This window comes from Streptomyces sp. CY-1, from assembly GCF_047218265.1.
In the GTDB taxonomy this organism is placed as follows: domain Bacteria; phylum Actinomycetota; class Actinomycetes; order Streptomycetales; family Streptomycetaceae; genus Streptomyces; species Streptomyces niphimycinicus.
On the sequence record NZ_CP178393.1, the window covers coordinates 460,177 to 473,797 of the forward strand.

Below are 13,621 nucleotides of genomic sequence, written 5' to 3' on the forward strand. Positions count from 1 at the left end.
CGCGCCACATCAACAGGAGGAAACACCGTGGAATTCGCCCTCAGCCCCCGTCTGTCCGAACTGAAGCAGCGTGCCGCCAGTCTGACCGGCAAGATCATGCAGTTCGAGGACGAGTGCGAGGCCAACAACGGCCTGCCGCCCGAAGCCCACGCCGTCATCCGCGACGAGGTGCTCGCCCATGGCCTGCAAGCCATCAACATGCCCGCCGAGTGGGGCGGCGCGGGTCTCACCATTCTGGAACAGGTCGTCGTCCAGGACGAGTTGGGCAAGCTCACCAACGCCCTGTGGGACGCGGTGTGGCGTCCCGCCAACTGCCTCAGCGCCTGCACTCCCGAGCAGCGCGAGCGCTACCTCGTCCCGGACATCGAGGGCCGCCGCCGCGACGCGGTGGCCATCACCGAGGAACACGCCGGCTCCGACCCCTCCGGCATCCGCACCACGGCCACCCGGGACGGCGACGGCTATGTCCTGAGCGGTGAGAAGTGGTTTGTGACCGTCGGCGACGCGGCGGACTTCCTCATCGTCCTCGCCTATGTGCGGCCGGACGACGAGCCGACGATGTTCCTCGTCGACAAGGACACCCCCGGCGTCTCCGTCAAGCGCACCCCCCGCTACACCCACACCTTCGTCTACGAACACCCCGAGTTCCTCTTCCAGGACGTCCGGATCGGCCAGGACGCCGTCCTCGGCAGGATCGGCGAGGGGTACGACCTGACCCGCGACTGGTTCACCGAGGAGCGGCTGATGATCGCCGCGCGCACCATCGGCGCCGCCGAGCGCGCGCTGCGACTGGCCGTGGACTGGGCCAAGGAGCGTGAGCAGGGCGGGGACGTGCTGATGAACCGCCAGCTCATCCAGGGCATGATCGCCGACTCGGTGACCGAGATCGCCACCAACCGCGCCTTCACCCACCAGGTGGCCTGGGAGTTCGACCAGGGCGGCGACCGCAAGACCCTGCACGCCAAGGCCGCCACCGCCAAGCTCGCCGCCTCCGAGGCGTCCAACCGGATCGTCGACCGCTGTGTGCAGATCTTCGGCGGCCGCGGCTATATGCGGGACATGCCGGTCGAGCGGCTGTGGCGCGAGCTGCGGGTGGACCGGATCTGGGAGGGCACCTCCGAGATCCAGCGGCTGGTCATCGCCAACGAGGTCGGCAAGCGCGGCCTGGACGACCTGCTGTCCTTCACCGCCGGGAGCTGACCGGCACCATGCGGCGGCAGGGGCCGTACGGCCACGCCCACGGCCCCTGCCGCCGATCACCCCACTGTCGCCGCCACTCGCACATGTGGCGCGGCAACGACCGTCAAGCAGCGAGGCAGGAGAGACCCAGCGCCATGACCATCACCGACACAACGCCCGCGGCCGCCCCGGACGCCGGCACCGTGGAGATCGAGCGCACCGGCGCACACCACGACATCGCCATGCTCACGCTGCGCCGCGAGCGGAAGCTCAACGCGCTCTCCACCCATCTGGAGTCCGTCCTGCTCGACGCCCTGCGCAGCCAGGAGGTGCGCACCAGCCGGGCCGTGGTGGTCACCGGAGTGCCGCGCGCCTTCTCGGCCGGGGCGGACACCGGCGAGCTGCGCGAGATGACCCCCGAGGCGATCGCCGAGTACTACCGCTCGTCCGGCGCCGTGTACGAGACGTTCGCCGCCCTCCCGCAGCCCACGGTGGCCGCCCTGTCGGGCTACTGCCTCGGCGGCGGCCTGGAACTGGCGCTGGCCGCGGACATCCGGGTGGCCGACCCGGACACGGTCTTCGGCCTGCCCGAGGTGGGCATCGGCATTCTGCCCAGCTCCGGCGGGGTGACCCGGCTGGTGCGGGAGGTCGGACCGGCCCGCACCCGCGATCTGGTGCTGCGCGGCCGCCGCTTCGGGGCGCGGGAGGCGCACACCTGGGGGCTGATCGGCGAGATCGCCGAAGGGGGCAGCGTACGGGAGAAGGCGGTGGAGATCGCCGCGGAGCTGGCCGCGCAGCCGCGGCTCGCCGTCTCGGTCGCCAAGCAGGTGATCACGGCGGCCGCCGATGCCCCGCGCGAGGCGGCGCTGCTGCTGGAGCAGCTCGCGTACGCCGCGCTCAACCGAACCGGCTGAACCGGTCCGCCGCGACCACGACCGTCAGGGGGGATCCGCAACCACACGCCCATCCACGCTCGCGCCCAGGAGTACCCGTATGGCAGTCAGCACCACCAAGGAGACCGCGACACCCGACACGCCGGGCGCCGCCCGCCACCGGCCGGTCATCGAGAGCCGGTCGATCGACTATGTGCCCCTCGCCGAACGCCACGGCAAGGTCTGGCACCTCTTCCCCGTCTGGTTCGCCGGGGACGCGCATCTCGCCACCATCGCCACCGGCGCGATCGGTGTGGCGCTCGGCGGCAACCTGATCTGGACGGCCATCGCCATCGTGCTCGGAAATGCTCTGGGCACCTTCTTCATGGCCTTCCACTCCACCCAGGGCCCGCAGCTCGGGCTGCCCCAAATGGTCCAGTCCCGGCCGCAGTTCGGATTCGTCGGCGCGCTGCTGGTGTGGGTCGTGGCACTGGTGACGTACATCGGCTACACGGCCTTCAACCAGGTGCTGGTCGGGTCGACGATGGAGCACCTGGCGGACACTCCCCCGTCGGTCAGCTATATCGCCTACGCCGTGATCGGCATCGTGCTCGCCGTCGTGGGATATGACTTCATCCACAAGGCGTCCCGGTGGCTGACCTATCTGACGGGCGCGGGCCTGGCCGTCTTCTCCGTGGGCATCGTGGTGGCCGCCCCCTTCAGCGCGGACCAGCTCGATCTGAGCGCCTTCACTCTCGCCCCCTTCCTGATCCAGCTCTTCCACGCGGCCGTCTACCAGCTCTCGTGGTCCATCTACGTCTCCGACTACTCCCGCTACCTTCCGCCGACGGTGGGGGTGCGCTCCTCGTTCTGGTGGACGTATCTGGGTGCGGGCTTCGGTGGCGCGTGGATGATGCTGGTGGGGGCGGTGGCCGCGGGGCTGTTCCCGAAGCTGGGCCTGGTGGATGCCGTGGTCAACGCCGGTGACCAGCTATTTTCCGGGTTCGGTGTGGTGCTGCTGCTGTTGTCGGTGATTCCGCTGTTCAGCATCGGCACCCTCAACTTCTACGGCGGCAGTCTCACGCTGCTGTCCAGTATCGACTCGGTGAAGCGGATCCCGCTGACCCTGGGCACCCGTATCGCCACACTGGTGGCCATCGGCGTGGTCTCCACCGCGCTCGCCTTCAGCGCCAACGACGACTTCCTGACCACCTTCGGGGACTTCCTGATCGTCCTGGGCTACCTCTTCACACCGTGGACCGCGGTCAACCTGATCGACTTCTATGTGGTGCGGCGTGGCCGCTACTCGATCCGCGAGATCTTCAACCCGCGTGGCATCTACGGCCGGTGGAACTGGCGCGGGCTCACCGCCTATGGCGTCGGCTTCGTCTCGATGCTGCCGTTCGCCGTGATCGGTGACGCGGAGGGGCCGCTCGCGCACTGGGTCAAGGGCGCCGACGTCACCATGCTGGTCGGACTCGCCGTGTCGTCCCTGCTCTATCTGGTGCTGTGCCGTTCGCTCGACATCGACGCCGAACGTGCCGTCATCGCGTCCGCCGACGCCGGTCTCGACCCGGACCACGCCGGGCACCAGGCGGACGCCGGACACCACACATGATTCGCCGGTGAGAAGAAAAGAAATGGGCGATCCATGCCATTCACCACAAAGATTGCCTGTGACTTACATCACAGGAAACATCTCCGCACCCCTGTGAAATGATGCCACCCGTATTGGCATCGGATGACGATATGGCGCATCACTTCTTCAAGGCTTAGGCCAGCCGTGACCGGGGGAGACAAGAATGCCGACGATGATTGTCATCGGACACAGGGACGGCCTGGACCAGGCACTGCGGCACCGGGGCTTGGACCCCTTCTATATCGTGCAGGCACCGGCGAACATACCGGAGGGCCGACGCTTCAGATGTGTCGCCGACATGGAGAACGCCCAGGAGATATTGCGTGCGACGCTCTCCGCACACCTTGAGGATGTAGTGGGAGTGCTGACCGTCCATGAAATGGGCGTCTTCGGGGCAGCCTATATGCGGCAGCAGTTGGGCCTTCCCGGCAACACCGACTCGAAGGCGACTCTCTCCTTCCGGGACAAGTACCTACAGAAGAGCAAGCTGCCGCCGCAGGTCAAGCGAGCACGCTGCCGATACATACCCATCGGCACATCCTTCACGGATCTCGCCGACGAGCTGGGGGACGTCTTCGTGGTCAAGCCGGCGACCGGCGCCGGCGCCCTTCGCACGAGCGTCGTCCGGTCCCCGGACGAGTACGCGCAGGCCATGCAGCCGTTCTCCGAGCAGTCGGATGTCGAGATCGTCGCCGAGTCCTTCATGGACGCCTCGGAAGTCTATATAGACGGCATCTGGAAGAACGGCGATCTCCAATGGTCCTCCATGAGCCGCAATCACATATCACCGCTGAGCGCCGTACAGGGCGGCGTCCTGGCCGCCCATATATTGGACAGAAAGCGGTATGCGCCACTGTTCCAGCAAGCGGAGACGCTCGCCAGGCAGGCACTCACAAGCCTGGACACACCGGATTGCGTGTTTCATCTGGAAGCATTCAGGGAGGAGTCGGGGCTGACTTTCGGTGAGTGCGCCATCCGCCTTCCGGGTGCGCTCTCCCCTCAGGTCAACAAGCTGACATTCGGCGTCGATCTCTTCGACGTCGAAATCAGCCTGGCGCTCGGGGAGGAGCTGACCCAGCCACTGGACAGCAGCGACCCGGATCGCTTCTACGGCTACATCCTTCTCCGTCGCCCGAAAAGCGGCCATCTGACGCAGCGAGACTTCGAACGCCACTTCACTTTCGATGAGATCCAGTATTCTTCGTCACCTGATGCCCCGGTCGGGCCGTATGGCCGCGTTGGACAGGCAATCGTATCCGACGAGGATGAGCGGAAGCTGGAGCAGACGATCGAGGACATCGTGCGATTCAACGAAGCCGGCAGCGGATAAGAGAGAAGACCATGGCAGACGAGACGGGCAAGACGCCGGACAACACCGCCGTGCGGGTCGCCCTCTGGCGGGCGATGCATGTCCAGGTCGACCCGCCGCCGCATGTGCTCGACGACGAGATCGGCCTGCGGCTGGCGGCCCCCGACGACGGCTGGCGCCACCGCCCCGACATGGATCCGCGGGCCACCAGCGGGTTCCGGGCGGCCATTGTGGCCCGCGCCCGTTTTATCGAGGACCTGGTCACCGAGCAGGCCGACCGTGGCGTCACCCAGTACGTCACCCTGGGAGCCGGTCTGGACACCTTCGCCCAGCGCAGGCCGGAGATCGCCGCCCGGCTTCAGCTCTTCGAGGTCGACCAGCCCGGCCCCCAGGAGTGGAAGCGCCACCGCCTGGTCGAGCTCGGCTACGGCATCCCCGACTGGCTGCACCTGGTGCCGGTCGACTTCGAGGCGAGCGAATCCTGGTTGGAGCGGCTGACCGCGGCCGGCTTCGACCCCGGCCGGCCGGCGGTCATCGTCTCCACCGGCGTCACCATGTACCTCACCAAGGACGCGACCGCGGCCACCCTGCGTCAGATCGCCGGACTCGCACCCGGCTCGACGCTCGCCATGACCTTCCTGCTGCCGGCCGAACTTCTCGACGACGCCGATCGCCCTGGCCTCAGGGCGAGCAAGGAAGGCGCGCAAGCGGCTGGAACGCCGTTCGTCAGCTTCTACACCCCGCAGGACATGCTGGCGCTGGCCCGTGAATCCGGCTTCAAGGACGCCCGGCACGTGCCGGGAGCCTCGTTGGCCGAGCACTACTTCGCGGGTCGCGCCGACGGCCTTCGTCCGTCCAGCGGAGAGGACCTGTTGCTGGCCACCACTTGAGCCCAACCGAACGACGAAACACCGTCCGCGTGCCTTCTCCGCCGCTGTCATCGCGTCGAAGGCATTGTCCCCTCCCAGCCGGGATGCACGGGCGTGAGAGTGTGCGCGGTGCGCGAGAGATGTGCGGCGATGCCGACGGCTGTGGCGGGCCCGCCGTCTCCGTGCACGACGAGGACCGAGCGGCCGGTGCCACCGGCAGCACCGAGCGCTGGACAGTGCGCTGAGCGAGGTCAGTACGACGTTGGCGCAGTGGGACGCGTCGCGCGCCATCAGCCGCCGCCCTGGAGCGTCGGCACGCGAGCTGGCCACCGTGACGTTCCAGAGCGAGCAGGCGTTCGGAGCGCTCGTGGGCCGTCTGACCGTCCAGGGACTGGTGGAGCGCAGCCCGGGCCACGGACGCCGCATCGAACATCGCCTCACGCCCGTCGGCGAACAGACTCTGGCCGCTGGCCACCAGGTCAGCGAAAAGGTCCTGGAAGAGTGTTTCTCACCTCTCCCGTCCGCGGACCGGGCAACCCTGCGCGGCCTGCTGCGACGGCTCAACGGGGAGAGCCCTGCGGACGAACTGACCGCACAACGGCATGAACACGGCACGCGATGAAGCCGACTGTCGTCAAGCGCGACCACGACGTCTCACCGTTGTCGGTGCCAGATGTGCATGGCGTCCTTCCTCGCGCAGTTCCCGGCCCTGCGCTCTGCACGCCGGCCTCCAGTCCTACGGGGCCCTGGACCTGACGATCCCCCAGAACGAACGACCACCTTGCCGACGAACCCATGGGCCAGGCGGTCCTACGAAGCCGACATGCTTCTCGTCCCTCTGGACGTCACGGCCCGCGCATCCTCAACCGCCCTGCGCGGCGAACTACCCGGCATCACCCTCGCTGAGGACGGGTCGTTCACCGACACGTTGCAGGATGCGTCGCATGGGCCGAGGTCGTCACCCTTCTCGTGCAAGATCTGGCCGCCCTGGACCACGACACGGTCATCCGGCTCGGCCAACCACTTCGCCCTGCGCTCCGCCGAGCACGGGCACCATGTCTTCATCGTCGGCGGTATGGGGATCACCCCGGTCATCGCCCTCGCCGCGAGGCGGCCCGCCGTGGGGCCTCCTGGGAACTGCACTACGACGGCCGTGGCGCGTCGATGATGAACCTCCTGGGGATGAGCCAGCGCAGCTTCGGCCTTTTCGCGGGGACCGCGGTCAACGACACGTCCTCAGTGGTCGCCGCCGCCACCAGCTACGGCCGGACCGCGGCGGACTACGCGGTCGTCGTGAAACTCACCCGCAGCCTCATGATCATCCCCATCTGTCTGGGACTGGCCTGGCTGGTGCGACGCCGCAACCGTGACGCGGTGGAGACCACGCCTCGTCCCCGGCTTCAGGCGCTCAAGCTGGTACCCGGGTTCCTGATCGGCTTCCTGCTGATGACCACGGCGAACAGCCTGGATTTCATCCCGGCTGCCGCCCACCACGGACTCGGCGAGCTGTCGGTCCTTCTCATCACCGTCGCGCTCACCGCGACGGGACTGTCCACCGACCTCGCCGCACTGCGCCGCACCGGCCCCCGACCGCTCATCCTCGGTGCCTGCCTGTGGGTGGTGGTCTCGGTCACCAGCCTCGTTCTCCAATTCCTGACCGGTTCCCTGTGAGCAGGAGTCCTGCGGGAGTTCGTCCGTGTCGTGGCGACCGAGCTCCGCGTATCCGTCCAGGCGATACCGGTCTCCGCCGCGACGTCAGCCCCCGGCGGGGAGCCCGGTCGTGAAGTCCGCGAACCAAGCGAGCATCTCGGGGTGGGTGATGGCACCCTCGGCGCTCACATCGGCGGCGCTAGCGCCCTGGATGATGCGTTTGACCGGGACCTCCAGCTTCTTCCCGGTCAAGGTACGCGGCACGGCGGCTATCGCAACGACGGCATCCGGAACGTGACGCGGCGAGAGCCGGCTTCTTATCGACGTCGCGATGGTGTCCCGGAGTGCGTCATCGAGGCTCTCCCCTTCGGCGAGGACGACGAAAAGCGGCATGAAGTACCGGCCTTCCGGCAGTTCAGCACCGACGACGAGACTGTCCGCGATCTGCGGGAGCCGCTCGACAACGGCGTAAATGTCGGCCGACCCCATCCGCACGCCCATGCGGTTGAGTGTCGAGTCCGAGCGTCCCGCCACCACGACCGACAAGTCCGGGTCGACCGTGACCCAGTCACCATGACGCCAGACTCCGGGATAGGTGTCGAAGTAACTCGCCAGATAGCGTCGGTTCTCGGGGTCATCGACGAAGCGCAACGGCATCGAGGGAAGTGGCGCGGTCACCACCAGTTCCCCTTGCTCCCCGACCAGCGGCTGTCCGGAGGAATCCCATGCGTCCAGAGCGACGCCGAGTGCGGGACACTGGATCCGGCCGACCCGCACCGGCAGCAGCGGAGAGCCTCCGGCGAGGACCGAACAGATGTCGGTCCCGCCACAGATCGACTGCAGCCAGGCGTCCGGAGCGAGACGGTCGTAAACCCAGCGCCAAGCGCGCGCGGGAAGCGACGAGCCCGTCTGCAGGATGGATCGCAGAGCGCTCAGGTCCAAGTCCGCTGCCGGGTGTGCGTCCGCCTTCTCCGCCGCGACCAGGTAAGCCGCCCCCACTCCGACCATCGTCGCACCTGTCCGCTCGGCAACCCGCCAGACTCCGTTGACATCGGGATAGGTGGGGCTGCCGTCGTACAGGACGATCGTGGCCCCGTGCAGCAGGCCCGCGACCATCAAGTTCCACACCATCCAGCTCGTGGACGTGTGGAAGAGATAGCGATCGTCGCTCCGCAGGTCGACGCCGAGGCCAAGCGCCTTGAGCAGCTCGACCACGATGCCGCCGTGGCCCTGCACGATGCCCTTCGGCACGCCGGTGGTGCCCGATGACCACAGGACCCACAGTGGGTGGTCGAAGGGGACGTCCATGAAGTCGAGTTCCGCCGGGTTCCCGAGCAGCGCGGACCATGTGTGCGACACCACATCAGGTCGCCGCGACCATGGCGCGGCAGTGGAGGACGGGTAGACGTGGTCGACCGCGATCAGATGCCGGACCGTGGGCAGCCCGTCCACGATCTCGGCGACCTCTGGACGCCGGTCGAACTCCTTGCCCCCGTAGCGGTAGCCGTCGGCGGCCACCAGAACCATCGGCTGCGCCTGCCGCAGCCGCGCGAGCACGCTGGGCGTGCCGAAGTCCGGCGAGCACACCGTCCACACCGCGCCCACAGCGGCACTGGCCAGCAACGCGACGACGGCGTGTGACGTGTTCGGCAGGTAGCCGGCAACGCAGTCACCGGGCCTCACGCCCATCTCTCGCAGAGTTGCGGCGACGGCCGCGACGTCGCGCCTGAGCCGCGCCCACGACGTCTCTGCCGGAACGCCGCCTTCGGAGACACTGATCAGCGCCGGGCGTGAGTCCGTTGCACGGCCGAGGCATTGCTCGGCGAAGTTCAGCCGGGCTCCCGGGAACCAGCGCGCCCCGGGCATCGACGGGTCGGCCAGCACCGCGTCGTAGTCGCTGACGGCGTCGAGGCCGTAGAACTCCCACACCGCCGACCAGAACGCGGGCAGGTCGATGGTGCTCCATCGCCACAGCTCCGTGTAGTCGGAGAAGGAGAGTCCCCGTGACTGGCTCAGCCAGCGCATGAAACCAGCGAGGTTGGAGCTTTCGGCCATCGAGCGGCTCGGGGACCACAGCAGTTCGTTGTCGGTGCTCATGAGCGCCTCCATGGGCAGGGTCGTACGGGCGGCTCCCTCCCGCCCGGGGCGGGCAGGAGGGAGCCGGAGGGCAGCGCCGTCGTATGTCAGACGTCAGCCGGTCTTGTCGGGCGAGACTCGGCCGAGCTCGCGGACGAACTCCTCGGCCGGAGGCCATTCGCCGTAGCCGGCGGCAGGGTTGAGGTGTCCGACCGGTCCGACGTCCACCAAGCGGCTGCCCCATGCCCGTGCGAGGTCGGTGACGCACTCGAAAGCGGCCAGGGGATCGTTCGTGCTCGCCGCGGCGATGCTGGGGAACGGCAGGGGTGTCCGCGGGGTCGGCGTCCAGCCGTTCTCGCGCAGGGTTTCCAGAGTGGGGTAGCCCTCCGGCAACGGCGTTTCGAAGTCCGGCGGCGCCGCCAGCAGCGCACCCCGGATCGGACGATGGTGCCGTTGCGCCCAGTGCACGGTGGTCAGCACGCCGGCACTGTGGGCGATCAGAACAACCGGGCCAGTGATGTCCGACAGTTCCCCCTCCAGGGCGGCGACCTGAGCGTCGCGGCTCAGCCTGTCCGATTCCAGTGGCGGAACGGTACGGGCGTCGCCGAGCTTGTCGGCGAGGATGGTCTGCCAGTGATCCGGCGTGTGATCGCGCAGCCCGGGGACGATCACGACCGTCGGCGATGGGGTGATGCTTATGACGAATACTCCGGGGTCGGGGACGCCGGGTCGGGGAGCAGCCCCATGCGGCGCAGATCTTTTTCGTAGGAGAACCTGCCGATGGCGAAGGCCGCGCTGCCTGCGAGCGCGACCAGCGGTACCACCCGCAGCGCGCCGAGCAGACCCCAGCGGTCCGCGAGCATGCCTGTCACCGCGGGCCCCGGGGCAAGCCCGAGCAGACTGTTGGCCAGGGTGAGTGTGGCCATGGCCGTCGCCGCGATGCCGACCGGGGTCAGCCCCGCCACCATGGCAGCCGCCGGGCCTGCAGTGCCGCCGACCACCAGGGTCCCCGCAGCGATCGCTATGAGCTGCGGCGGCCCGGTCGGCATCTGGAATGCGGTCATCAGCAGAACGAGCGACCCGAGGCTACAGGCGATCGCAACGGTCCACTTCCGGATCCCGGCCCTCTTGCTGAGGCGGTCCGCGACGACCCCGCAGAGGATCATTCCAGTGCCGCTGATCAGCGCAAAGCCCCCGGCAGCCAGTCCGGCCTTCGCGGTGGCCATGTCGTAGTAGCGGTTGAGGAAACTGGGCATCCAGGCCAGCAGGGCCATCGTGATGAACATCTGGGCCGCGCTGCCGAGGTAGGCACAGATGACGGAAACCGAGGCGAACAGCCGCCGCAACTGGGGCCGGAGGGGAGCACGTTCCCCGGACCGGCCGTTGTGCTTGATCGCGGCCGGCTCGAGTCTCTTCTCGGTGACCACGAGACCGTAGACCGCGGCCAGCACCACTCCGAGGGCCCCCACGACACCGAACGCCCAGCGCCAGCCGTACGCCTGGCCTATGACGCCGCCGACCGACACGCCCAGGACGGATCCGAACGACCCTCCCGCCATGAACGCACCGGAGAGCGTGGCCCGCAGACGGACGGGGAAGACGCTGAGGACCACCGCGATACCGACACTCCCGTAGGCCGCCTCTCCGACGCCCACGATGAACCGGCCCACGAACATCTGGCCGTAGCCGGCGGAAACGGCGCAGCCCAAAGTCGCCAGACTCCACACCACTGCGGCGATCAGCAGGCTCTTGACCCTGCCCCACCGGTCCGCGAGGAGCGACAGGGGGAAGGTGAGCACACCGACCATCAGGGCCACGATGCCGCTGAGCGACCCCAACTGGGAGTCGGAGAGCAGCCATTCGGCCTTCAGTTGAGGAAAGACGGCGTTGAGGACCTGTCGCGACATGTAGTCGGACAGCAGAAGCCCGAAGCTCAGGGCGAACACCAGCCAGGCATAGCCGCGGGATACGGCCGGTGTGACGGGAGACGTCTCCGGCGCCTTCATGGCGGTCGTGTGCAGTCCCATGGGCGTCACCTTTCGGTCGTCGGCCGGGGCTCAGAAGGTCCGGTCGCCAACGATTCCGGCGCGCTCCATCTTGCGGACGGCGGGCCAGTAGTCCTGGACTGCGTAGTGCTGTGTGGAGCGGTTGTCCCAGATGGCGAAGCTGTTGTTCTGCCAGCGCCAGCGCACCTGGTACTCGGGGACGGCCGCCTGGCTGATCAGGTAGTTCAGGAGATTGCTCGCCCCGGGCGCGTAGTCCTGGCCGAAACGCACGTTCTCGGGCGTGTGGTAGTTGACGAGGTGCGTGGTGAAGGCGTTGACGAAGAGGATCTTCTCGCCGGTCTCGGGGTGGGTACGCACCACCGGGTGCTCCGGGTCCGGGTACTGGGCCTTCAGATGGTGGCGCCGCTCCATCGGCATGCAGGCGCCGAAGGTCGCTTCGATGCTGTGTCGTGCGCGCAGGTCGGCGATCCGCGTCTTGATCTGCTCGGGCAGCCTGCGATATGCCTCGGCCATGTTGACCCAGATCGTGTCGCCGCCCACCTCGGGCCCCTCGACGCAGCGCAGCACGGCTCCCATGGGCGGACACTCCCGCCAGGTCGCGTCGCAGTGGAGCGCGTTCTCGTAGTGCTCGGGCTTGCTGTCCAGGTCCTTGTAGATGCGGACCAGCCCAGGGTTGTCCGGGTCGCTGCCGAGCACCGGGTGGTCCTCCAGCGGGCCGAAGCGCGAGGCGAAGGCAACGTGCTCGGCGCGGGTGATGTCCTGGTCGCGCACGAACAAGACCTTGTGTTGCAGCAGCAGATTCTTGATCTCGGCGAACAGATCGTCGTCGCGTGCGGCGTCGCCGAGGTTCACGCCGAAGAGTTCGGCGCCGATGGTGCAGGTCAGCGGCTCAACGGTGAGGGAGGTGCGGAGGACGCTCGGGCGCACCAGGGCCGGCGCGTCGTCTTTCGCCGTGGGGATGGTCTGGGGCATGGTGCTCACTCCTGGGATGGTTGAGGGGGGCACGGTGTGCTCAGAGGACGAAGACGGAAGATCCCGTAGTTCGTCCCGCCTCCATTTCGCGATGTGCCTGCACCGCGTCCTGGAGGGCGTAACGCTGATTGATCTCGATCTTGATGCGGCCGGCCGCGACATGTCCGAACAGCTCGCCCGCCAGGGCGGCCCGTTCGGCCGGTTCGGCGATGTAGTCGGCCAGCGCGGGCCGGGTCACGAACAGCGAGCCGTGGATGGCCAGTTGCATGGCGTCGAGCGGCGGGACACCGGAGGCCGTACCGAAGCACACCAGCAGGCCGCGGCGCTGCAGCGAGGCCATGGATCCGGCGACGGTGTCCTTGCCGATGCTGTCGAAGACGACCGGGACACCCTTGCCACCGGTCAGCTCGCGCACCCGCTCGGCCACGTTCTCGCGGCGGTAGTAGATGATGTGGTCGCAGCCGTGGGCGCGGGCGATCTCGGCCTTCTCCTCGCTGGAGACGGTGCCGATCACGGTGATGCCGAGCAGCTTGGCCCACTGGGAGAAGATCAGGCCGACGCCGCCGGCCGACGCGTGGAGCAGTACGGTGTCGCCGGACTTCAAGGGATGGATACGGCGCAGCAGGTAGGACGAGGTGAGGCCGCGCATGGTCATCGCCGCGGCGGTCTCGTGGCTGATCTCCTCCGGCAGCTTGATCAGCGAGTCCGCGGGCATGACCCGCTCCGTGCTGTACGCGCCCAGCGGGCTGCCGGTGTAGGTCACGCGATCGCCTGCGGCGACATGTGTGACGCCCTGGCCCACTGCCTCGATCACACCGGAAGCCTCCACGCCGAGCCCCGCGGGCAGCGGAGCCGGGTACAGGCCGGTACGGAAGTAGGTGTCGGCGAAGTTGAGTCCGACGGCGACGTGCCGGATCCGTACCTCGTCCGGGCCCGGGTCACCGACGGTGACCTCTTCCCACTTCAGGACGTCCGGTCCACCGGTCTCGTGGAAGCGAATGGCATGTGCCACAAGTTGCTCCGTCTACTCATGTACGGGGTGGCGGTCA

Annotated in this window: 13 protein-coding genes; 8 read left to right on the forward strand and 5 right to left on the reverse strand. The window is 68.0% G+C overall.

Going from position 1 to position 13,621, the window contains the following annotated elements; genetic code table 11:
* The first annotated feature begins 27 nt into the window (after positions 1–27).
* From ACK1X7_RS02160 to ACK1X7_RS02195, 8 genes are all read left to right on the forward strand, one after another.
* A complete protein-coding gene (locus ACK1X7_RS02160) occupies positions 28–1,200 on the forward strand; it encodes an acyl-CoA dehydrogenase family protein (protein ID WP_413114567.1) in 1,173 nt (390 codons plus the stop codon).
* Positions 1,201–1,334: 134 nt separating this feature from the next.
* A complete protein-coding gene (locus ACK1X7_RS02165) occupies positions 1,335–2,093 on the forward strand; it encodes an enoyl-CoA hydratase/isomerase family protein (protein ID WP_390794281.1) in 759 nt (252 codons plus the stop codon).
* A 79-nt stretch (positions 2,094–2,172) separates the two neighbouring features.
* Complete coding sequence (locus tag ACK1X7_RS02170) at positions 2,173–3,669, forward strand: purine-cytosine permease family protein (protein WP_385145975.1); 1,497 nt, start codon at positions 2,173–2,175, stop codon at positions 3,667–3,669.
* Positions 3,670–3,853: 184 nt separating this feature from the next.
* Positions 3,854–5,020 carry an ATP-grasp domain-containing protein gene (locus ACK1X7_RS02175; RefSeq protein ID WP_413114568.1) on the forward strand — a complete coding sequence of 389 codons (1,167 nt, stop codon included), beginning with the start codon at positions 3,854–3,856 and terminating at the stop codon, positions 5,018–5,020.
* Between the two features lie 11 nt (positions 5,021–5,031).
* Positions 5,032–5,889, forward strand: a complete 858-nt coding sequence (locus ACK1X7_RS02180) for a class I SAM-dependent methyltransferase (protein WP_413114569.1) — start codon at positions 5,032–5,034, stop codon at positions 5,887–5,889.
* Between the two features lie 139 nt (positions 5,890–6,028).
* Positions 6,029–6,490, forward strand: a complete 462-nt coding sequence (locus tag ACK1X7_RS02185) for a MarR family winged helix-turn-helix transcriptional regulator (protein WP_385146003.1) — start codon at positions 6,029–6,031, stop codon at positions 6,488–6,490.
* 201 nt (positions 6,491–6,691) lie between these two features.
* Positions 6,692–7,036, forward strand: a complete 345-nt coding sequence (locus ACK1X7_RS02190) for a hypothetical protein (RefSeq protein WP_385145969.1) — start codon at positions 6,692–6,694, stop codon at positions 7,034–7,036.
* Between the two features lie 14 nt (positions 7,037–7,050).
* Positions 7,051–7,539, forward strand: a complete 489-nt coding sequence (locus tag ACK1X7_RS02195) for a YeiH family protein (protein ID WP_385145967.1) — start codon at positions 7,051–7,053, stop codon at positions 7,537–7,539.
* An 84-nt stretch (positions 7,540–7,623) separates the two neighbouring features.
* Here ACK1X7_RS02195 and ACK1X7_RS02200 read toward each other — a convergent pair whose 3' ends face one another.
* The 5 genes from ACK1X7_RS02200 to ACK1X7_RS02220 all read right to left on the reverse strand — a co-directional run bounded on the left by ACK1X7_RS02200 (position 7,624) and on the right by ACK1X7_RS02220 (position 13,584).
* Complete coding sequence (locus ACK1X7_RS02200) at positions 7,624–9,615, reverse strand: acetoacetate--CoA ligase (RefSeq protein ID WP_390794283.1); 1,992 nt, start codon at positions 9,613–9,615, stop codon at positions 7,624–7,626.
* A gap of 93 nt (positions 9,616–9,708) precedes the next feature.
* Entirely contained in the window at positions 9,709–10,266 is a 558-nt protein-coding gene (locus tag ACK1X7_RS02205) for an RBBP9/YdeN family alpha/beta hydrolase (protein ID WP_390794284.1), read from the reverse strand.
* A gap of 23 nt (positions 10,267–10,289) precedes the next feature.
* Positions 10,290–11,621, reverse strand: coding sequence for an MFS transporter (locus tag ACK1X7_RS02210; RefSeq protein WP_390794285.1), 1,332 nt, complete (start codon positions 11,619–11,621; stop codon positions 10,290–10,292).
* A 30-nt stretch (positions 11,622–11,651) separates the two neighbouring features.
* A complete protein-coding gene (locus ACK1X7_RS02215; RefSeq protein ID WP_385145959.1) occupies positions 11,652–12,572 on the reverse strand; it encodes a TauD/TfdA dioxygenase family protein in 921 nt (306 codons plus the stop codon).
* A gap of 40 nt (positions 12,573–12,612) precedes the next feature.
* Positions 12,613–13,584 (reverse strand): quinone oxidoreductase family protein, encoded by a 972-nt coding sequence (locus ACK1X7_RS02220; protein ID WP_385145957.1) that lies wholly within the window; start codon positions 13,582–13,584, stop codon positions 12,613–12,615.
* Between the last annotated feature and the right edge of the window lie 37 nt (positions 13,585–13,621).

What these genes read in the sequence shown, in the direction of transcription:
- ACK1X7_RS02190 (WP_385145969.1), top strand. Translation starts at nt 6,692, where the DNA reads ATGCTTCTCGTCCCTCTGGACGTCACGGCCCGCGCATCCTCAACCGCC.
- ACK1X7_RS02170 (WP_385145975.1), top strand. Translation starts at nt 2,173, where the DNA reads ATGGCAGTCAGCACCACCAAGGAGACCGCGACACCCGACACGCCGGGC.
- ACK1X7_RS02180 (WP_413114569.1), top strand. Translation starts at nt 5,032, where the DNA reads ATGGCAGACGAGACGGGCAAGACGCCGGACAACACCGCCGTGCGGGTC.
- ACK1X7_RS02175 (WP_413114568.1), top strand. Translation starts at nt 3,854, where the DNA reads ATGCCGACGATGATTGTCATCGGACACAGGGACGGCCTGGACCAGGCA.
- ACK1X7_RS02200 (WP_390794283.1), bottom strand. Translation starts at nt 9,615, where the DNA reads ATGAGCACCGACAACGAACTGCTGTGGTCCCCGAGCCGCTCGATGGCC.
- ACK1X7_RS02210 (WP_390794285.1), bottom strand. Translation starts at nt 11,621, where the DNA reads ATGGGACTGCACACGACCGCCATGAAGGCGCCGGAGACGTCTCCCGTC.
- ACK1X7_RS02195 (WP_385145967.1), top strand. Translation starts at nt 7,051, where the DNA reads ATGAGCCAGCGCAGCTTCGGCCTTTTCGCGGGGACCGCGGTCAACGAC.
- ACK1X7_RS02215 (WP_385145959.1), bottom strand. Translation starts at nt 12,572, where the DNA reads ATGCCCCAGACCATCCCCACGGCGAAAGACGACGCGCCGGCCCTGGTG.
- ACK1X7_RS02165 (WP_390794281.1), top strand. Translation starts at nt 1,335, where the DNA reads ATGACCATCACCGACACAACGCCCGCGGCCGCCCCGGACGCCGGCACC.